Genomic DNA, 20,299 nt, shown 5'->3' with positions numbered 1-20,299 from the left:
AACGGAAAAACTTTGGGGTTCCAACTTTTCACAACTGATAAAAAAATTCCACCCACATCTGCGGAATGTGGGTTTTAATACAGGATAAATGATATTTTCACCAATGGCGATTTCCGAGTGGTAAAATACTCCGTCATTGAAAATCAATTCTAATTCATTCTGAAAAACTTCGCTGACTGCAAATTATGTTTCGAGAATAAAATTATCCTATAGGCAACTAATTTTGAATTATTTCGCGACCGCGCTGCTACTTTTATAGTTACTAAAAGGCATTGCTTAACTTCTCTCAGTAGGGGTTAGGTAAGCCTCGGTGCACCCTAGAGATAGAGTTTGTGCGAATGAAAAAATGATTAATAACTAATAAATAAGCCACCTAAAATTAGCCCGATCGCAATTAACGCCACCCAGATAAACCTATTATCTTTCGTATTAACCTGACTCAAATCTATCGGCTCTGGTACGACTGGCTTGGGTTTAGCGTACTTGATATCAGGGTTCGGATTAGCTTGAAAACTGATTGATTGATTTTCATCTAAAGCCGCCAAATCAGGAATTTTCACCATCCATTCAGGAGGGATAGTGAGTTTGGGAGCTTCGAGAATGAACAGCAAGCGCTTTGCTTGTTGGCGGGTTTCTTGGCGGGGATGGCGGGTGAGCGCACGGCAAAGCTCGATCGCCCTTTCTGTATTGCCAGAGGCTTCGTAGGCTGTCACTAGCCACATCTGCACTTCACCGCCCAACCGCGAATTTCGATCGACTAAACCGGTAGCTGTTTCTAAACTCTGCACAGCTTGAGCATATCGGCCACTCTCAAAAGCTACTTGCCCAGCTTGATACTCAGTTTGAACAATTTCTAACTTTTCTGAAGTCACGAGCACCCACCCAATTCACAAATATTAATTCCCAAATTCCCCAAACGCTAGAATTCGCTGTTGTGTTGCGGCATACCCGACTCGTTGTCGCGTTTGGAACCCAGCAAGTCTAAATGGTCTACCTTAATTACCGGCTTCGAGCGATTTGAACCTGTATTGCGGTCTTGCCAGCGATCGAACTTCAAAGAGCCTGTTACGCCAATTAGAGAGCCTTTGCGAACGTAGTCAGCAGCAATCTGCGCTGTTTTGCCCCAGATTTCCAGATTGAACCAGTCTGGTTGATCGCTGTTCTTGGTTCTGCGATTCACTGCCAGCGTCAAACTACACTTAACTGTACCCGACTCAAAATACTTAACGTCCGGGTCGCCGCCGACGCGGCCTACTAAAGTCACAACATTAAGACTCATAAACTTTTTTGGGAATGTGGTCGATCGGTGATGTAGTTAAACAGTCCACACGCGCATTAGCCTCCAAACTGAACTTGGAACAACGCTTGTGAGGCTTCATCCTGATTGTACACCCAGTTAGCAGAACATATTGATGGTGGATGATTGGCAAGTCTGCGCTCAACCTGAGCTCGACAATGTACATTTCTGACTAGACTCAGGATGAAAAACGTAATAGAATCCACCTCGGTTACACTTTTGTAACAACATTATTGCACACAATAGTATTTTAGTTTTTGGGGGGGGTACGAATCAGTGGGTCTTCTCAATCGATTTTCGTTATCTAGAGATATGGGTATCGACCTCGGTACTGCTAACACGCTCGTTTATGTATCGGGCAAAGGTATTGTTCTGCAGGAACCTTCTGTAGTAGCGATCGACCAAGATTTAAAAATACCGCTGGCTGTTGGAGAAGAAGCAAAAAAAATGCTCGGCCGCACGCCAGGGAATGTCATAGCACTGCGCCCGCTTCGCGACGGGGTAATTGCAGACTTCGATACGGCAGAACTGATGCTTAAGACTTTTATCCGCAGAGTTCACGAAGGCCGAAGCTTAGTTTCGCCGCGGATAATTATTGGCATCCCCAGCGGTGTCACCGGAGTAGAGAGGCGTGCTGTTATTGAGGCGGCGACTCAGGCCGGTGCTAGAGAAGTACGGTTAATTGATGAACCCATCGCTGCAGCGATCGGGGCTGGACTGCCTGTTGCTGAGGCAACTGGCAATATGATTATAGATATAGGCGGAGGTACGACGGAAGTTGCGGTTTTGAGTTTGCAAGGTACGGTGATCAGTGAGTCTGTGCGGGTAGCCGGCGACGAACTCAATGAGGCGATCGTCCAATACATGAAAAAAGTTCACAATTTGGTCATCGGCGAACGCACTGCTGAAGAAATTAAAATTCAGGTGGGTTCTGCATATCCAACTCCAGAGGATGACGATGTAATGATGGAAGTGCGGGGCTTGCACTTACTGTCGGGTCTGCCGCGAACTGTTACTATCAAAGGCCCAGAAATTCGGGAAAGTATGTCGGAACCGCTTTCAGTAATTGTGGAAGCTGTCAAGCGTACTTTGGAACGCACCCCTCCTGAATTAGCAGCAGATATTATTGACAGGGGAATTATGCTGGCTGGTGGTGGCGCGCTGATGAAAGGTTTAGATACTCTGATCAGTCACGAAACAGGAATTGTCACTCACGTGGCAGCAGATCCGCTGTCATGCGTGGTTTTGGGAACTGGTAGGGTATTAGAAAACAAACAGTTGGAACGGGTTTTCAGCGGGCAGTCGTCGCGCAATATGTAGTTAACAAATTTGGGATTGTGGATTTAGAAATACGGCTGCAATCTCAAATCTAAAATCCTGACATAACAATTTTAGATTACTGAAATTATGCTAAAAAATACATTCCGAAAGTGGTGGGATCTGCGGCTGCAAATTGCTCTTTTAGGTTTAGCTGTAACTGCCGCTTGGGGAGTTCGACAAACACAAGGTGCTGCTGTATTTGAAGTTTACAATTGGGTGACTCGTCCGTTTCATGCCAACGGCTCTGGGCAAGAGGAACTCATCTCGGCGCGAACTCAAGAATTGCAAGCGCAGCTATTAGAATTAGAAAATCAAAATCAGAAGCTAAAAGAGCTTTTAGGTTACGTTTCGGCTAAGAAACCAGCAGGGATTGTAGCTCCTATTGTCGGTCGCAGCGCCGACCACTGGTGGCAGCAAGTAACCTTGGGGCGCGGCAGTAACGATGGCATTAAAACAGATTTTACTGTAATGGGCCCCGGCGGTTTAGTCGGCAGGGTTGTCAGCGTTACTCCTAATACTAGCTTGGTGCTGTTAGTCAGCGACGCTACGAGTCAATTGGGTGTGGGAATTACCCGCAGTCGCCACATGGGTTTTATGCGCGGGAAAGGCGGAAATCAGGCTGTGATGGAGTTTTTTGAGAATGTTCCCAATGTCAAGCCTGGGGATGTGGTTTCAACTTCTTCTTACAGTCAGTTGTTCCCTCCTGGTTTGCCGGTGGGAAAAGTGGTTTCGGTGGATATGAATAAAACTCCGGCTCCAGAAGCTGTGGTTGAGTTCTCTGCACCGATGAATGCTCTGGAGTGGGCGGTGGTTTACCCCCACTCTAAGCAAGTCGAACCAAAGGATTCGCAGAATCAATCTTCTGCACCATCTGAGGGAGCACAGCAACAATGAAAGCTTTATCTCGGATGTCTTCGCCGCGATCGCGCCAATTTCTCAACTTCGCAGTTACATTTCTATCTGTGATGCTGTGCATACTGATATTGCCCACTCGGATGCCGGGAATGGAATTGCTGGGAATTGGACCGAACTGGCTGTTAATTTGGTTGGTAGCTTGGAGTATTAAGCGGAAACGTACAGTTTGGGGAGCTGCTAGCATGGGCTTGGTTTTGGGGTTCCTTCAAGATGCGATGACGGCTCCTCATCCCACCCATGCTGTCAGTCTAGTGGTTGTAGGAGTCTTAACAGTTGTTTTGCAGAAAACCTGGTCGATTCCGGTAGATATTGTTGAGAGAGATCCGATCCCGATCGCGTTAATTGTGTTTGGGATGGCGGTGGTAGCGGAAACGGTGATGGGGCTGCAATTTTTTTCTATGGGCGATCGGGCTTTACTGGAAATTTGGAGCTATCACCAGCGAGTGGCTTTGTGTTCTGCTATTCTTAGCAGTCTGTGGGCCCCGGTGATTTATTTTCCTCTCAATCGCTTGTGGGAAATGACCAAGAATGTAGAAAAACCTTAGTCAGCGATTAGTTATCAGCCATTGGTCATTAGTCCTTATTCCTTAGTCAACAGTGAACAGTCAACAGTTAACTGTTCACTAATTACTGTTAACTGTACTCATTCTACTATTACTTGTTGGCCCGAACCTAATAAGTGATGAACGGCAATAATCAAATCGCTGAGAATGAAATTAGGCTGGTGCTTTTGCAGTTGATAGCGGCTACGAATTCCGCAGGTAACGGCAATTGTAGTTATTCCCAATGCTTTGCCTGCGAGGATGTCTGCTTCTGTATCTCCGATCATCCAAGCCGAACCCAGCGATGACTCAAATTCTTCTGCAACTTCAGCCAACAATTCAGTTTTTAAGGCTGTATAGTTGTGATAGGCGGCATCCGCCATCTGAGTTCCGCGAATGCTGGTAAACAGTCTGGCTAAACCGTAATTTTGTAACAGTTGAACGGCTTGATTTCTCGGTCGCAGGGTGACTAAAATCAGCCGCACGCCGCGGGAGTGCAGGAGTCCGATCGCCCATTGTACTCCCGGCTGGATGCGATCTAAGTGCAACAAGTCTGGCTGATTGACAATCTGACTGACGCATCCAAGAAAAACGTGAATTTCTTCTCCCGACAAGCCGGAACTTTTAGCGATTTCAGCATCGGGTACTCGGTTTTGTTTCATTTGCCAAAACTGCTGTTTGCTGAGGATTTGAAGGTTGAGGTTGATTCCCCTAGTAAGATAAGCTGCTTGAGTGTCGGTCAATCCCTGTTGATAGGTGGCATAGTAGCGATCGGACACATCGACTATGGGCCCGTCTAAATCGCAAAATACCGTCATCCGGGGGGACGAGTCAGCCTCTGATGGTAGCTTGTACTGAAGGTTTTCGGAGTCTTGGGCGACAGCAGTTAACATAAAACGTTAAGTAAATCAAGGGAGTTATACATTTCTCGACTGTAGCAAAAAATGTATAAGTTATAATACAAAAATTTTAATGATTTCATTAAAAAAACCTATTAATTTTTTGAGGATGGGGCTCAAGAAAGGCGATAGAGCAAGCCTGCGCGTCGATAAAATTCAGGGAAAAAGTGATTTTTGTGGCTGTTAATATGTGCTTTAGCCATTAAAGTTTAGAATTAAGTTTTTAGTCTTTTGTAATTTACCCATGCTCAAACAAAGCGATTTTGTTAGGAATTCGGACACTAATCGAGTAGAGGTGCTGTCCGAAGCACTGCCTTACATTCAACACTTTGCCGGTCGCACCATAGTGGTCAAATATGGCGGTGCGGCGATGAAAGATAGCAATCTCAAAGACAAGGTGGTTCGGGATATTGTGCTGCTAGCTTGCGTGGGGATGCGTCCGGTTGTGGTTCACGGCGGCGGCCCGGAAATTAATATTTGGCTGGAAAAATTGGGAATTGAGCCGCAATTTAAGGATGGTTTGAGAGTGACTGATGCGGCGACAATGGAAGTTGTAGAAATGGTTTTGGTGGGGAAAGTAAATAAGGAAATTGTTTCGTTAATCAACCAAGCTGGTGGCAAAGCAGTGGGATTGTGTGGCAAGGATGCGAATCTGATTCAAGCTCGTCCAGATGGCCGGGAAGGAATTGGATTTGTTGGTGAAGTCAGCGGCGTGAAAATCCAGATTTTGGAGTCTTTGGTGAACAGCGGTTATATTCCGGTGGTGTCGAGCGTGGCAGCCGATGAAAACGGTCAATCTTACAACATTAATGCTGACACGGTAGCTGGGGAAATTGCGGCTGGTTTGGGAGCAGAAAAGTTGATTTTGATGACTGATACTGCGGGAATTTTAGAGGATTATCACAAGCCGGATAGTCTGATTGCTAAGTTAGATATTCAAGAAGCAAGAGAGTTGGTTGAGTCTGGAGTTGTCTCTGGGGGGATGATTCCGAAAGTTAATTGTTGTGTGCGGAGTTTGGCTCAGGGTGTGAAGGGTGCTCACATTATTGACGGTCGAATTCCTCATGCTTTGCTGCAAGAAATCTTTACGGATGCGGGGATTGGGTCGATGATTGTGGCTTCTGAGTTTAGCAGCGCGAACTTAAGGCCTAAGTAAGGCGTAAATCCTAGCGTGGGGAGGGCGGGTGCGTGAAATGGGTAAACTCGCTGCGATCGCGTATATCCAACTAAACCTGCCCCTAAAAACCTTGAAAAGGTACTTCTGGGAACTTACTTCAACTAATTCTAACCGTTGTTGGATTTCAGCTTTTCTTAAACTACGATCGCACACTTGAGAGTTTTGGATTCTGTTGCGATTCTTAAGCCGATTTCAAATACGCGATTAGCGCTAGTGGAACCACAATACGCATCTATTTCTAGTTTACCAGTTAGACTTGTGGGAACTATTGTTGAAGTGTATGATACGGGAAAGGAATGTCAGTATTTACTGGAGTTTGCTGATAGTCAAGGGAGTGAATATGCTATGGCTATGTTGAAAGCTGATGAAATTTTAGTTCTGCAATATGAACTGGCAGTTGCTTAGTAAAGCGAGGGGGATAGAAGTTAGATAATGGCGATTCGCTACGGGATAGCTTTGCACGCGCGTACTTTAGGAAAAAGAACAATTGCGCTACACCCAAAACATTAGGAAACTGCTTTGAGGTATTGGGTGACAGGCTTCATATCGATGTCATCGTGCGAAGTCAGTATTTTAAATGACAGGGGATGTCGGCTGCAATCAAAACTTCCAAATCGCGATCGAGCTTTGACCAATCCTCATAAATGCCGACTTGCCTGAGTTACACAAGTTAAAGATGAATCTTTCGAGTCATTCACTCCCGTGTTTTGTACTGAATATCAAAACCTGCCTTTTCCCCAATTTCTTCGATATCCCAGTCTACAAGTGCCATATCCGTCGCTTCAACGGCTAGGGCAATATGACCGGGCGGTATGGGGTCAAGAGGATCGCAGCACCAACCCTCAGAATGGTTCCATACACTTTGACCTTGAGATTATCGAATTTTCATGTCTTTTGCCTCACTGAAAGTAGCAGCGAAACCAGGCTTTGCCTTCACGACGAACATCTGCAAGAGACCGTTTATATTCAGTTGCTATAGCAATCCTAAATCATTTGTGAATTTCTTACTCCCTCCCCTTGGGTTCGGGGAGAGTTGGGGTGGGGTGAAAATTTACAACTCCTGCAAGGATCGCTATAGCTAATTTAGGATGATTGCATTTACGACCTAGAGCTTAGCTATACAGAGGCTTTGATGGTTTTTCAAGAAGTCTAAAGATGTAGTGAGGGAAATTCGTCTTCCCTAGCAAAAGACCCTTCCTGGATTGACTCCTGGAAGGGTTGCACCATCGATTCTTCCACTTTTAATCAGGATTGGGACTCCCACTGTTGCTCCCAAACGTCGAGGAAATTGTGCCGGATGCCCAGAAGGTAAACTTCGTACTCAAAGATGCCGCTATCCCGTGATTAAAAAGGCTAAAGGTCGGTTCCAAAAATCACCAAAAGTCGTAACTTAACCTTGAAAACTATTTCTAAATTCACTAACATCTCACTCCGGTAACCAGGAGTCAATTTATGCTTAGTCTAAACTCCAATCTAGATGAAGTATTTAACACTAAGTCCGACACTAAAAATTAATGTTCTTGTGGGGCGGGTACTGCGACCCGCCCCAACTGAATTTATGTTGCTTTAGCCGGACAGGATCTTACTCATTGCTTAACTTACAAATTGCAACTCATATCCCCCGATAATTGACTGAAACGCGCATTTTCCCGATAGTCTACCGGACAGTCAATAACGCAAGGAACATCTTGAGCAAGGGCTTCTTTCAGAATCGGAATTAAATCTGTTGCAGATTCCACTCGATAGCCTTTTAAACCCATACTTTCCGCAAATTTCACAAAATCAGGGTTGCCAAATTTGACGAAATCTGAATGACCAAAATAATCTTGCTGCTTCCATTCAATTAACCCATAACCGCCGTCATTAAAGATCAGCGTCACAAAATTAGTACCGACTCGCAAAGCAGTTTCTAATTCTTGGCAGTTCATCATAAAACCGCCGTCGCCGGTGGCTGCTATTACTTTGCGATCGGGATAAACGAGTTTTGCCGCCACCGCACCCGGAATCGCAATTCCCATCGCCGCAAATCCGTTAGAAATCAGACAGGTATTCGGGCGATCGCAATGATAGTGCCGCGCAATCCACATTTTGTGAGCTCCCACATCAGATATCAGAATATCTTCCGGGCCCAGGACTTGCCGCAAATCGTAAATGAGTTTTTGTGGCTTGATCGGGAAACCGTCGTCGGCTGCATATTGTTCGTACCCAGCGCGAATATCCGCCCGCAATTGCTTAGCAAAAGGGTCTACTTTCTCCATGCGATCGGCACGCTGCAAAATTTCATTGAGGGAATCAGAAATATCTCCCACAACTTCTATAAGAGGAATATAACTGCTGTCAATTTCTGCTGGCAAAGATCCAATATGAATAATCGGAATTTTTCCTTCTGGATTCCACTTCTTCGGGGAATATTCAATCAAATCGTAGCCAACAGCAATCACTAAATCCGTTTCTTCAAAAGCACAGCTAATATAATCCCGTTTTTGCAGTCCCGTCGTCCACAGTGCCAAAGGATGAGTGTAAGGAATTACACCTTTGCCCATGAAAGTATTAGCTACGGGAATATTCAATCGAGTAGCAAATTGTGTCAAAGCATCGCTGGCGTTAGCACGGATCGCGCCGTTTCCTACTAAAAGCAGAGGACTTTTAGCCTTAGAAATTGCCACAGCAGCTTTATTCAAGCTTTGGTAAGCGCCAAAAGTTTTTTCGCGGTTGTCTTTGGTGAGCGGATTTCCTTCAGCAGGCATTGCTGCGATGTTTTCAGGTAAGTCAATGTGAACTGCTCCGGGCTTTTCACTTTGAGCTACTTTAAAGGCTTTGCGGACAATTTCTGCCGTCGTGCTGGGGCGAACAATTTGAGCATTCCACTTAGTAACTGGCTCAAACATGGCAACCAAATCTAAATATTGGTGCGATTCTATGTGCATCCTGTCTGTGCCGACTTGTCCGGTAATTGCTATTAAAGGAGCGCCGTCTAAATTGGCGTCAGCCACTCCTGTCATTAAGTTAGTTGCGCCTGGACCCAAGGTGGACAAGCAAACGCCGGCTTTGCCGGTGAGACGACCGTAAACGTCGGCCATGAAAGCCGCGCCTTGTTCGTGACGAGTAGTAATAAATTTAATTGAAGAGTTTCTCAGGGCTTCTAGAATTTCTAAATTTTCTTCTCCGGGAAGTCCGAAGACGTATTCGACGCCTTCATTTTCTAAACATTTCACCAATAGTTGAGCTGTGTTCATTTCCGTTTCTCTCCTCGGTTAATGGGGGTTTTTGGTCTTTTTCAACCGATCGCAAAAATACTATACGGACATTTTTAACCGCAGGTAAACGCAGATAAACGCAGACTTATGTAGATTTGTGCGATCGGTTGATAGAGTGGGAGCTTATTTCACCCACACTGTTTTAATGTTAACAAATTCATGAATTCCTTGGATGCTCAATTCGCGTCCGTAACCGGAGCGTTTGATGCCACCGAAGGGCAATCTCGGGTCGGATTTTACTAAACCGTTGATGAATACCGCGCCGGCCTCTAGTTCGGAAATAAAGCGATCGCTCTCTGAGTTTACTGTAGTCCAAGCTGACGCACCCAAGCCAAAAGATGTGCTATTTGCGAGTTCGATGGCCTCATCGATGCCTGCAACTCGGAATACTAAAGCTACAGGCCCGAAAAATTCTTCTTGACGGGCAGAGGCATTCGGCGGAATGTCTGCCAGAATAGTTGGCAAGTAGAAATTGCCGGTCTTCTCTGACAATGGGCGGCCACCTGTCAGAAGTTTTGCTCCCGATTGGATGCAAGTTTGTACTTGATTGTCCAAGTCTTGGAGGATTGCGGGAGTAGCTAAAGGGCCGATATCGGTTTCGGGCAACATCGGATCGCCTACTTTTAATTGCTCGAATTTTTCGACAAATCCTGTGATAAATTCGTCGGCAATCTCTTCTGCTAAAATAAAGCGTTTGGCGGCGATGCAAGATTGACCGTTATTGAGCATCCGGGATGTCACAGCAGTTGATAAAGCTGCTGCTAAATCGGCGCTGGACATCACAATAAATGGGTCGCTCCCTCCCAATTCCAGCACTACTTTTTTCAAATTTTTCCCCGCATTTGCTGCCAAACTTTCACCCGCTGGTTCGCTACCGGTAAGAGTTGCTGCTTTTATACGATCGTCCGCAACGATATCGGCTACTTTGTCGGCGCCGACTAACAAAGTTTGAAAAACTCCTTCGGGAAAGCCAGCAAGCGTAAAAATTTCTTCGATTTTCAAAGCGCACTGAGGCACGTTGGAAGCGTGTTTGAGCAAGCCGACATTGCCCGCCATCAGTGCTGGCGCCGCAAACCGAAAAACTTGCCAAAATGGAAAATTCCAGGGCATGACGGCTAAAATAGGGCCCAGCGGTTGGTAGCGGACAAAGCTGCTGCTAGCGTCAGTGGTTGCCGGTACATCTGCCATAAATTGAGCGGCATTTTTGGCGTAATACCGACAAACTAAGGCACATTTTTCCACTTCGCCGATCGCAGATTTGAGCGTTTTGCCCATTTCCAGGGTCATCATTTCAGCGTAAATTTCGCGATCGCGCTCCAAGATATCTGCTGCTTTCTGCATCCACAGAGATCTCTGCTCAAACGGCAGTTGGCGGTATTTTTTAAAAGCTTGCTGTGCTAATTCCAGCTTAGCTTCTATCACCTCATCCGCGATCGGCTCAAAAGTTTTCAGCGTTTCTCCCGTTGCCGGGTTGATAGTAGCAATAGCCATTGTTTCATCTCCTGTGTGAAAAACACAAAACTCCCTGCTAGTTTTCAGCCTAGGCAGGGAGTTGTATCAAGGTATTACAAAATAGGAATTTACCGGCCACGTTTTCTTTCAGGTCTTGCCAAGTTGCAAGTGCCGCGATTTGTTTAAATTTCTCTATTTTTAATTATAGTTCAGAGTCTCGATCGCAAATCTTAAGAAAATTTGTCTTTCTGAAATCACGCACAAATCTCAAGAACAGGCGAGGCGGCCTGTTCCACAAAAGTTAAATGTTTTTGTGGGGCGTCCCCCCCGCCCCTGATATCGTTTTCGGTTGCATCGGAATAATAAAATCGAGTCAACAGTTAAAACTCAACCATTCAGTTTTTCGACCCGCCCGTCAACAGTCAACAGTCAAGAGTCAAGAGTCAACAGTCAACTATTCCGGAGGAGTGCAACCGGAATTGATATGACAGCTTTATTCACAACTAATGGTGCAAGATGGATGAAATATCTTGTCGGGTGTCACGCCCGCCTTGCATTCTCAAGAACAGACCCGACGGCCTGTTCCATTACACATTTCTCAATTCCTCTCCCTCAAACAGACTGTTCCTGGACGTAATCCTGCACGTAAGACTGATAGTAATACCTGCTGCCTTTATCGTTATTCGCCACCATTCCCAACAGCGGAATTCCAGCCATTTTTAAATCTTCAAAAGCCAACAACAGCGCCTCCCGCTCAGTTTGATGCAGCCCCACTACCAGCATCAATCCGTTAGTGTGAGCCGCCAACAAATTCGCATCCGCCAAACCTAAAAGCGGTGGAGTATCGTAAATAACTAAGTCAAAATGATTTGACAAAGTTGCCATTAAATGAGGCATTTTTCGGGAAGAAAGCACCTTTGTGGGATCGAGAGGAACCGGGCCGGAAGTTAACACAAACAAATTTTCATCGCGGGGCGATCGCAAAATCAACTGTTGCACATCCACATCATCCGCGATCGCATTGTGCAAGCCTTGCCAATTCGGTAAACCCAGCATTTCGTGTACCTGCGGGCGCCGCAAATCCGCATCAACTAACAGCACTTGCTGGCCCATTGCTGCTGCTGCCCGCGCCAGATTGACTGCTACAGTAGACTTGCCATCAGCTACTTGACAAGAAGTAATTACACAAGAATTGATGGGAGTATCAAGGTTGAGTAAGCGAATATTCGCATTGAGCGATCGAAAAGCTTCTTGAAAAGCATCCGTCGGCATCGGCGAAATTGCCACATCCACCGGGCTTGTCTCAGCAGGAGGAAGTCTCAAAATTTTATCGCTAGCAGGAATTACCCCCAACAAAGGCAGGCGAATCGACTGTTTGACATCCTCTGGAGTTTGGAACACCGTTTTATTTTTAAACCGTTCCGCCAACTGCGCCGCCAGCATACCAAACAGCAAACCAGCCAATCCCCCCAAAGCCAAATTCAAAGGCATAATCGGAGCAACAGCCATCAACTCGCCATTTTTGTAACGCGGAATTTCCGGCTTAGCAATAACTTCCCAAGCCACCTCTTTTTTGCCCACAGCTTCAAGCTGCAAAGCTTGCTGTTTTGCCAGCAAACCATTCAGCGTATTGTTAGTCAAATCCAACTCGCGCTGCAAATCCGAATAGCGCCGCAAAATCACCGGTAATCCTTGAGAGTATTGATTCAACTGCTTAGCAGCTTGTTCCAAAACTTGATTCCGCACGCCCAGCACCTGAATTAAATTAGCAGTACCAATAAACTGCTCAATTAACTTAATCCGAACCGGATCTTGAAAAGCCAGCACTTGCGAATTTACCTTAGCCAAATCAGTTCCCAGAACCTGTTGGGCTTCTTTCTTCAATAAAGGAATCAGGTTTTTGCGCTGTTCTCGCAACAATTGCATTTGCGGAGTTTCGTCTGTAAACGTAGCCGAGTTAATCGCAATTTGCCCTTCTAATTGCTGCAATTGAGTCAGCATCGCTTGATAGCGGGGAGCTTGACTCAGAGCCGAGGCCATCAGCGCTTGCTTCTGGTTCAGTCCGAGCTGATTTTGCAGATTGGAATAGAGCAATCTCTGCTGATTGAGCTGCGTTTGCGCGTCCAATCTTTGCGTTTGAAGTTGGCTGATTTGCTGCGCGAGTTGTTGGGTTTGAATTTGCGGATCTATGAAATTGTACTGCTGCCGCAACTTTTGAATTTCTGTTTGCAGAGCTTGTTGACGCTTTCGCTGGTTGGGAATTTGCGATTTCACAAAATCCAGAGTCTGACTAATTTGAGTTGTGGTATCTTGCACGCTGTAGTTGCGGTAGCCAAGCGCAACTTTTTCCAAAACAAACTGAATTTTTTTCGGGTCATAATCCCGATATCTAACTTCGATAATCTTGGTATTTTTGAAGCGATTAATTGACAGCCTGGTTTCTTGAGAAAACGGCAAATTATCTGCTTTTTGGTTCAAGAGGTAGCTGTAATTTATTTCGGGATACTTAGCCTGCAACTGTTTAATAATCGGCGACATTACTTGCGGGCTTTGCAAAACTTGAATTTGGGATTCGTAGTCAAAACCGCCCTTTTCTTCGGTCGCCGGGGCCGCTGGTTGCAGTTTCAGCTCACCGGAGTAGATTTTTGCTAAAGTATTTTGCGTAACCGCGGGTTCTACTAATAATTGAAAGCGCCCTTCGTACTCGTTTTTTTGATTCAGTGTCCAGGCGAAAACCCCGGTGGTTACTGCCGCTGCTACGCCGATGACTAAGATAGAGCGACTGCGGCAAACTTCCCAAAAACTTAACTCTTCTGCCTCGGTTTTCTCTCTGCCTAAAAATTGATCTTCTGCATAAAGCCCGGAAGAAATTTTTTGCAGATCAGCGGCTTTTTTATGATTAAACAGTGCTACTTGAGATTGTTTCCCTGGTTTCATTTGATTTCTACAACTTATTAGTTTAAACGTCTGTACCGCTGGCGGAGTTTCAGGAAACCTGTTGATTCCTAGATATTTCATTACCAAACCGCTATTTTTTCTAGAAAGCGGGTTTCTGACGTGTTAATGCCAGTCTATTCAAATCACCGAAAAATATCGAACAACCGAAATATTCCTAACAGCGGGCTGAGAGGAGCAAGAGTCCCCCCTACATTATCCGAGAACGTAGCGCGACCCGATCTCCTTACCATAATTACATCATTATTTTTTAGTTTGGGATTAGTTTCTTCATTGGCAGTTGCAGAAAAATTAACCTTAACAGTTAGCTGGGAAACTGTGCCGTTAGGATTGAGGCGAATTAAATCTACCGAATCCATTTGAGCGCGCGCTTTATTAAAACCTCCCGCTGCTACGAGCGCTTGATTTAAAGTAGTGTTGGGAACCACCGCAATCGCTCCTGGCTTCACGACTTCTCCCACAATGTTCACCTTAATCGTATCAGGTGAAAAATTAGAATTAGCCACTTGTTCATCTTGGGTTCCCTCGATATCTTCGGCTTTGGGAACGATTACCGTATCTCCCTGTTGCAGCGCTAAATCTTGGGATACATCTCTCCCTTCCAAAAGTTGCCACAAATTCACATTAATAATTTGCTCTGTACCCGCCCGTGTCAGGCGGCGAACTTGTATTTGTCTGATATCAGCTACCGGCGTAATGCCGCCGGCCATTTTAATTGCCCTCGTTACAGTTTGCTGCAAAACTGTTTCCCCGCTGTTGGTTTCGCTGGCAGCAAACAAACCAGAATTTTCACCCATTTCATTCTCTTGTACCCTACTTTGAGCCTCTTTTGCCAAAGTATAAGTACCGGGGCGAGTTACTTCGCCCACCACAGCAATATTAATTGGTTGAGTGCTTTGTCCGGTAATGTTAGCTACTGCTAAAGTCGGTGCTTCTTGGCGGTTGAGGCTAGTTACAGTGGGAATGAATATAGTATCGCCGTCGCGCAAAGTCATATCTGCTCGCAAATCGCCGTTTTGCAATAATTCCCACAAATCCACACTAATAATTTGTTCAGGTGCGTTGCGCTGGGGGCGGCGGATTTTGATTTGCCGCACGTCTGCTGACTGCGTAATTCCGCCGGCCATTCGCAGAGCCCGCGATATCGTTGGCATTTGAGTTCCCATTTGCTCTGCTGTGCCTCCGGGGCCTGCTGCTGAGGATATTGTATAGGCTCCGGGGCGGTTAATTTCGCCCGCGATCGCAATTTGCAAAGGACGCGCTGCCAGCAGTTTGAGGGTAATCCAAGGACGTTTGAGGTATTTGCCGTATTTGTCTTTAACAGCATTAGAAGCTTGTTCTAGGGTCATCCCGTACACCGAAACGCTGCCAATTAACGGCAAACTCAGGGAACCGTCGGCCTGTACTTGGTGTTGACCGTTGGGCCCGCTGTATTCTGGGACGTTGAAGATGTCCATTTGGATACGATCGCCCGCGCCTAAAGTGTAAACTTCCGATCGTACACTTGAAGGTTCACTTGCCGGAATCGCCGGAAATCCCTGAACAGGAGGCATGGGTACGGGAACAGCAGAACCAGGAGGAGGAGGAGGAGGAGAGAAAGCAGGAGGAGGAGGCAAAAACTGAGCCATCCCCGGAGATGAACCTGCAGCCAGCGCTGACACTGTTAAAAATTTGACCGTGAAACCTTTGACAGTATTGAATTTTGAATAGTTTTTGCTCACCATCGCCTTTTGCCCCTATCCGCTTCCTACCCCGCCACCATCAAATGTAACCCAACTCTTCTAAGTTGCTTAGAACTTTTTTAACACTCTCTTCCACAGTTTCTCGCTCTGTGTAACAAATAATCTCAGGATTGAGCGGTTCTTCATAAGGATCGTCAATTCCCGTAAAACCCTTAATTTCTCCTGCTCTGGCCTTAGCGTATAGTCCCTTGACATCGCGACCTTCGCACACTTCTAACGGCGCGGTGATATATACTTCAACAAAATTGGGCTCCATTGCTCTAATTTCGTCGCGAATTGCTCTGTAGGGGCTAATAGCTGCAGTCATTACGGCTACTCCATTGCGGCTCAGCAGGTGAGCTACAAATCCAATCCGCCGAATATTAGTATCTCGGTCTTCTTGGCTAAATCCCAAACCTTTTGACAAGTTGGTGCGAACGACATCTCCATCCAATATTTCAACTTTGCAACCTCTTGCCTTCAATTCGGGTTCCAGAGCTTTGGTGATAGTTGTCTTGCCGGAACCGCTCAGCCCGGTGAACCACAAAATAAAACCTTTTTCCATTTTCAGCCGTTTATTAGTAACTCGGAAACTTTTAAGACGTAAAACTTTATAGATGCTGTTCCCTTTTTTCTATTATCGTTATTCGCGCTGTCAAATTGCAAATATTTGCGCGCACACAATGACAAATCAAAAGTTGCGATCGCTCATGCAGTCATTTAGTAATAAAAGTGTGCGCTCGTTGTATAATTCCCCATTTATTATTTGTCAAGTCTTTACAAAGTAAAATTCACTTCGCGATCGCCAACGCCGAATATCTATCCGTAGCGCCCCGATTGCCTTAATCTAAAATCTAAAATGGTATTGCCCATGTCTTCGGTCTTAAAAGCAGATGTTTTGGTAGTCGGGGGCGGCACCGGCGGCACCGCAGCAGCCGTGCAAGCTGCCCGCCGAGGTGCCAAAACTATTTTAGTAAGCGAATTCCCCTGGCTGGGAGGAATGCTGACTGCAGCAGGCGTTTCTGCCCCCGATGGCAATGAATTAGCAGCTTTTCAAACCGGTTTGTGGGGCGCATTTTTGCGGGAACTCCAGCAGCGACAGCCGGGAGGTTTGGATTGGGGCTGGGTAAGTTTTTTTACTTACGATCCCCGCACCGGTGCTGAAATTTTCGCTGATTGGGTTAAATGTTTGCCGAACTTACACTGGATTTCGGGACAAAAAGCTCACGATGTGCTGTATGAAGGAGATCGCATTTCTGGCGTTCAATTTGCAGATTTTACGGTTTCGGCCAAAATCACTTTGGATGCAACGGAATTGGGAGATTTGCTGGCTTTAGCGGAGGTTGGACACCGCTGGGGTTGGGAATTCCAAGCCGAGTGGGGAGAACCCAGCGCGCCGATCGCCTCTAATGATCTCACAGAGAGCTATTCGGTGCAAGCTCCGACTTGGGTGGCAATCATGCAGGATTTTGGCGAAGGTGTGGCCGGGCCAGAAATTCCCGCGCCGCCTATTGACAATCCCGATCAATTTATCGGTGCTTGGGACAGTTACACTCCCGAACAATTTCTCAATTACGGCAGGCTTCCGGGCGGATTGTTGATGATTAATTGGCCGATTCGAGGTAATGATTATGGTGAAGGGGTCGATCGACTCATTAAATCTGAAGCATCTCGACAAGAATTCCTGCAAGAAAGTGTGTGGCACACTCAAAGTTTTGTCCGCTTCATTCAAACGGAACTCGGCCCCCGCTACGGCTTAGCACAGAACATTTTCCCGATGTCCACGATCGACAATCAACAAAATTCTTCCCTTCTTTCTTCCTTTGCCTTACATCCTTATTACCGAGAAAGTCGGCGCTTGCGAGGGATAAGTACAGTCAGAGAACAAGATATTTTGCCTATTGCCGGTGGAAGAGTCGCGAAGTTGCCGATAAATTATCAGGGCATTTGTGAAACAATTGCGATCGGGAATTATGCCAACGACCACCACTACCCCAGTGGCGACATTCCCTTGCAGCCAAAATCCATCCGCTGGGGGGGGCGCTGGACGGGAACTCCGTTTACCATTCCTTACAGCGCCCTAATTCCTGCGAGTACAGACGGTTTGTTAGTCTGCGAAAAAAATATTTCCGTCTCTCACATCGCCAACGGTGCAACTCGCTTGCAACCGACGGTAATGAATATTGGACAGGCGGCGGGGATGGCGGCGGCTTTGTGCGCGGAATCTGGATGTCAGCCGCGAGAGTTGCCGGTGAGAGTTTTGCAGGAAGCTTTGCTGCAAGATTCCGAGGCGAGTGCTGCAGTTATTCCTTTATTTAATTTGACACGGGGGCGATCGGACTGGCTCGATTGCCAGCGCTATTATCTCGATCGGCCTGAAGCATATCCCGCCAGCGGCGAATGTGAGGAGTCAGTAGAGAAACCAAGCAGTCAAACAGCAAATACCCACAGCCAATTTTCTGGCATTTTCCGCCGCCTCGGCGAACAAGACTGGACACTAACGCTGACAAGCCCTGCATCCTTAGCCGGTCAAACTTGGCAACTCGTGACTTTGGACTCGGAAACCGACAGATTTTTACACAATTGCGAAACCGAAAAGCCTCTGACAGTATGGGGCAGGCTGAATTCGGCAGGCGCTTGGCTGCTGGCGGGAGCAGTAGAATTGAAGACGTAAGGTTTTTTGCACAGATCCGAAAATTGCACAGATATCTATCCTGATCGATCGGGGCAAGTCCGTATCACGTAATAGACACTGACACGGATACTACCCATGCAAACCTACACTGCAATTGCTTTACTGAGCCTGTTGGGCATTACCTTGAGTGCCAGCGCCGCTCAAGCTTTTGAATCTTCGCTCCCCATTGTCGCAACTGCCACCGCCCAATATATGTTGTCAGCCCAAACTCAACAAAAGGGTGAGCGCGGTCCTGAGAGGGGCAGCGGACGCAGAAATTTTACTGAGCCTAATGTTTACACTCATCCGCTACAAGATTTCTAATCGCACTGGACGCAAGTGATTACCACAACTGAGTTGCTTCGGGCCGTTCATTTGAGCACTCGATCGGATTTTCTGGGATTCTAGTTTTTCAGGTTAAGCGACAACTGCACTTTTTGTGGACAGTTCTGAGGAGATTCTTTTTTGTGTGATAAATGTTAGCATATAAACGGGGAACCGCCATCTGCCTAGAGATAGATTCTAGTATGTGGCGGTTTTGTATTGAAAACGCTTCAATTAAACAGTAACTAACCACAGGCCTCCGATCGTCTGGGTTTTTGAACCGATATCCCTCGCGATCTAAGCCTTATTTTGGCATTGCACAATTTGAGGACGATTCTTGTGGGGTATCCCGCCTGCTGTGAAAATACAGCAGACGGCCTACGAGATCCCATCCCACAAAACCATCAAAATCTTCCCCCAATTATGCAACAGCCTTATTTTAGTAGATCGAACTTGGTTTCGGCATCCATGACTATTCAAGAATTAGGAGCTCGGAGTCGCCTCAAATTCCTGGGAGCGCAACAGTTATTTACCTTCTCCCCCCCACAGGTAGGGTTTAATTTTCAACGGCTGCACTATAATAAACGTGCGATAACTAACTTATATAGGTAAACTGTCAGCGCAGAGGGTGCAGCAATCTACTTAAATTGGCCACCAATAAGAACCACTTATGCGGTGTGGATAGCCTTTAAGCCCATGCCCCTGTTACCTCAGGGAAATTAACTAACCTGAATATTAGGGTAGCTGGCAAGCTTTCCGGCGACAGTCGGCTATGCTTGATTCGGCGCTCTCGCAATAATTTAATGGAGGATAACAAAATGCCTCCTAATTTGGCTATTTCGGGGATAGTGATGAAAAATGACTCTTTGGATCTGGTCAAAAGCCTCAGCCCTAGTGCAATGGATCAGATCATGCTATATCTGGCGTTTAGCGCCATGAGAACCAGTGGGCACAGGCACGGGGCGTTTCTAGACGCGGCCGCAACGGCGGCTAAGTGTGCCATTTATATGACTTATATGGAGCAGGACAACAACCTGCGGATGACCGGACACTTGCATCACATTGAGCCTAAACGAGTGAAGGTGATTGTTGAAGAAGTCCGGGAAGCTCTGACTCAGGGAAAACTTCTGAAAATGTTGGGTTCGCAAGAACCTAGGTATTTGATTCAGTTTCCTTATGTCTGGTTAGAACAGTATGGTTGGATGCCGGGACGCCCTCGCATTCCGGGAAACAATTTGACTGTAGATGAAAAAAAATATCTCGAAGGCAAGATTCCTCCGAATCCGCCAGACGCTCAACTGATCAATTCTTTTCAGTTTATGGAATTGATAGAGTTTCTGCACAGGCGATCGCAAGAAGATATGTCTCCAGAAAGGCGAATGCCTTTGAGCGAAGCTCTAGCAGAACACATTAAGCGGCGCTTGATCTATTCTGGGACAGTTACTCGTATTGATTCTCCTTGGGGAATGCCGTTTTATGCCCTCACTCGCGCTACTTACTCTCCCGCAGAGCAGGAAGAGCGAACATTTACTATGGTGGAGGATACGGCTAGATATTTCCGGCTGATGAAGGATTGGGCGGAAAAACAACCGAATGTGATGCGAATTATGGAGACTTTGGATATTCCGCCGGAACGCCTCGACCAAGCCCTTGAGGAATTAGATGAAATTATTCGCAATTGGGCCGATCGCTATCACAAGCGGGGCGAACCGACGATGATTTTACAAATGGTTTTTGGACCGCAAGACGACGCTTAGTTTGATTAA

Annotated in this window: 16 protein-coding genes; 8 read left to right on the top strand and 8 right to left on the bottom strand. The window is 46.3% G+C overall.

What is annotated here, in order from left to right; all coding sequences use genetic code 11:
* Positions 1-350: 350 nt before the first annotated feature.
* Positions 351-872: a tetratricopeptide repeat protein gene (locus QUA53_RS18145; RefSeq protein WP_333098952.1), complete on the bottom strand. Its 522-nt coding sequence runs from the start codon at positions 870-872 to the stop codon at positions 351-353.
* A gap of 47 nt (positions 873-919) precedes the next feature.
* Positions 920-1,279, bottom strand: a complete 360-nt coding sequence (locus QUA53_RS18140) for a single-stranded DNA-binding protein (RefSeq protein ID WP_333098950.1) — start codon at positions 1,277-1,279, stop codon at positions 920-922.
* 330 nt (positions 1,280-1,609) lie between these two features.
* Here QUA53_RS18140 and QUA53_RS18135 point away from each other — a divergent pair, with 330 nt between their 5' ends.
* From QUA53_RS18135 to mreD, 3 genes are all read left to right on the top strand, one after another.
* A complete protein-coding gene (locus QUA53_RS18135) occupies positions 1,610-2,617 on the top strand; it encodes a rod shape-determining protein (protein ID WP_190738046.1) in 1,008 nt (335 codons plus the stop codon).
* Positions 2,618-2,704: 87 nt separating this feature from the next.
* Positions 2,705-3,511: a rod shape-determining protein MreC gene (mreC, locus tag QUA53_RS18130; protein WP_333098949.1), complete on the top strand. Its 807-nt coding sequence runs from the start codon at positions 2,705-2,707 to the stop codon at positions 3,509-3,511.
* Entirely contained in the window at positions 3,508-4,077 is a 570-nt protein-coding gene (gene mreD / locus QUA53_RS18125; RefSeq protein ID WP_333070244.1) for a rod shape-determining protein MreD, read from the top strand. Before mreC ends, mreD begins: the two co-directional genes overlap by 4 nt.
* Before the next feature lie 98 nt (positions 4,078-4,175).
* On the opposite strand, the gene QUA53_RS18120 is transcribed toward mreD, so the two are convergent.
* Positions 4,176-4,967, bottom strand: coding sequence for an HAD family hydrolase (locus tag QUA53_RS18120; protein ID WP_333098948.1), 792 nt, complete (start codon positions 4,965-4,967; stop codon positions 4,176-4,178).
* Positions 4,968-5,217: 250 nt separating this feature from the next.
* Between QUA53_RS18120 and argB the strand changes: the two genes are divergently transcribed.
* Positions 5,218-6,129 carry an acetylglutamate kinase gene (argB, locus tag QUA53_RS18115; RefSeq protein WP_333034924.1) on the top strand — a complete coding sequence of 304 codons (912 nt, stop codon included), beginning with the start codon at positions 5,218-5,220 and terminating at the stop codon, positions 6,127-6,129.
* A gap of 234 nt (positions 6,130-6,363) precedes the next feature.
* Positions 6,364-6,555, top strand: coding sequence for a DUF4926 domain-containing protein (locus QUA53_RS18110; RefSeq protein WP_333248992.1), 192 nt, complete (start codon positions 6,364-6,366; stop codon positions 6,553-6,555).
* A 1,193-nt stretch (positions 6,556-7,748) separates the two neighbouring features.
* Here QUA53_RS18110 and QUA53_RS18105 read toward each other — a convergent pair.
* The 5 genes from QUA53_RS18105 to cysC all read right to left on the bottom strand — a co-directional run bounded on the left by QUA53_RS18105 (position 7,749) and on the right by cysC (position 16,106).
* Positions 7,749-9,386 (bottom strand): acetolactate synthase large subunit, encoded by a 1,638-nt coding sequence (locus QUA53_RS18105; protein WP_333098945.1) that lies wholly within the window; start codon positions 9,384-9,386, stop codon positions 7,749-7,751.
* A gap of 144 nt (positions 9,387-9,530) precedes the next feature.
* A complete protein-coding gene (locus QUA53_RS18100) occupies positions 9,531-10,898 on the bottom strand; it encodes an NAD-dependent succinate-semialdehyde dehydrogenase (RefSeq protein WP_333098943.1) in 1,368 nt (455 codons plus the stop codon).
* Positions 10,899-11,471: 573 nt separating this feature from the next.
* Complete coding sequence (locus tag QUA53_RS18095; RefSeq protein ID WP_333098942.1) at positions 11,472-13,796, bottom strand: polysaccharide biosynthesis tyrosine autokinase; 2,325 nt, start codon at positions 13,794-13,796, stop codon at positions 11,472-11,474.
* Between the two features lie 143 nt (positions 13,797-13,939).
* Positions 13,940-15,538 (bottom strand): SLBB domain-containing protein, encoded by a 1,599-nt coding sequence (locus QUA53_RS18090; RefSeq protein ID WP_333098939.1) that lies wholly within the window; start codon positions 15,536-15,538, stop codon positions 13,940-13,942.
* Positions 15,539-15,575: 37 nt separating this feature from the next.
* Complete coding sequence (gene cysC, locus QUA53_RS18085; protein WP_333098954.1) at positions 15,576-16,106, bottom strand: adenylyl-sulfate kinase; 531 nt, start codon at positions 16,104-16,106, stop codon at positions 15,576-15,578.
* Between the two features lie 300 nt (positions 16,107-16,406).
* Between cysC and QUA53_RS18080 the strand changes: the two genes are divergently transcribed.
* The 3 genes from QUA53_RS18080 (at position 16,407) to hetR (ending at position 20,290) form a co-directional block, all read left to right on the top strand.
* Positions 16,407-18,209 (top strand): FAD-dependent oxidoreductase, encoded by a 1,803-nt coding sequence (locus QUA53_RS18080; RefSeq protein WP_333098938.1) that lies wholly within the window; start codon positions 16,407-16,409, stop codon positions 18,207-18,209.
* A gap of 96 nt (positions 18,210-18,305) precedes the next feature.
* A complete protein-coding gene (gene patX, locus QUA53_RS18075) occupies positions 18,306-18,533 on the top strand; it encodes a heterocyst-inhibiting protein PatX (RefSeq protein ID WP_333098936.1) in 228 nt (75 codons plus the stop codon).
* Between the two features lie 851 nt (positions 18,534-19,384).
* The gene (gene hetR / locus QUA53_RS18070; RefSeq protein ID WP_333077431.1) at positions 19,385-20,290 is read left to right on the top strand and encodes a heterocyst differentiation master regulator HetR; all 906 of its coding nucleotides are present in this window, start codon (positions 19,385-19,387) and stop codon (positions 20,288-20,290) included.
* Positions 20,291-20,299 lie beyond the last annotated feature (9 nt).

Source organism: Microcoleus sp. Pol12B3 (assembly GCF_036701355.1).
In the GTDB taxonomy this organism is placed as follows: Bacteria; Cyanobacteriota; Cyanobacteriia; order Cyanobacteriales; family Microcoleaceae; genus Microcoleus.
Note: the sequence above shows the minus strand (reverse complement) of the source record. Positions and strands in the feature narration are given on the sequence as shown.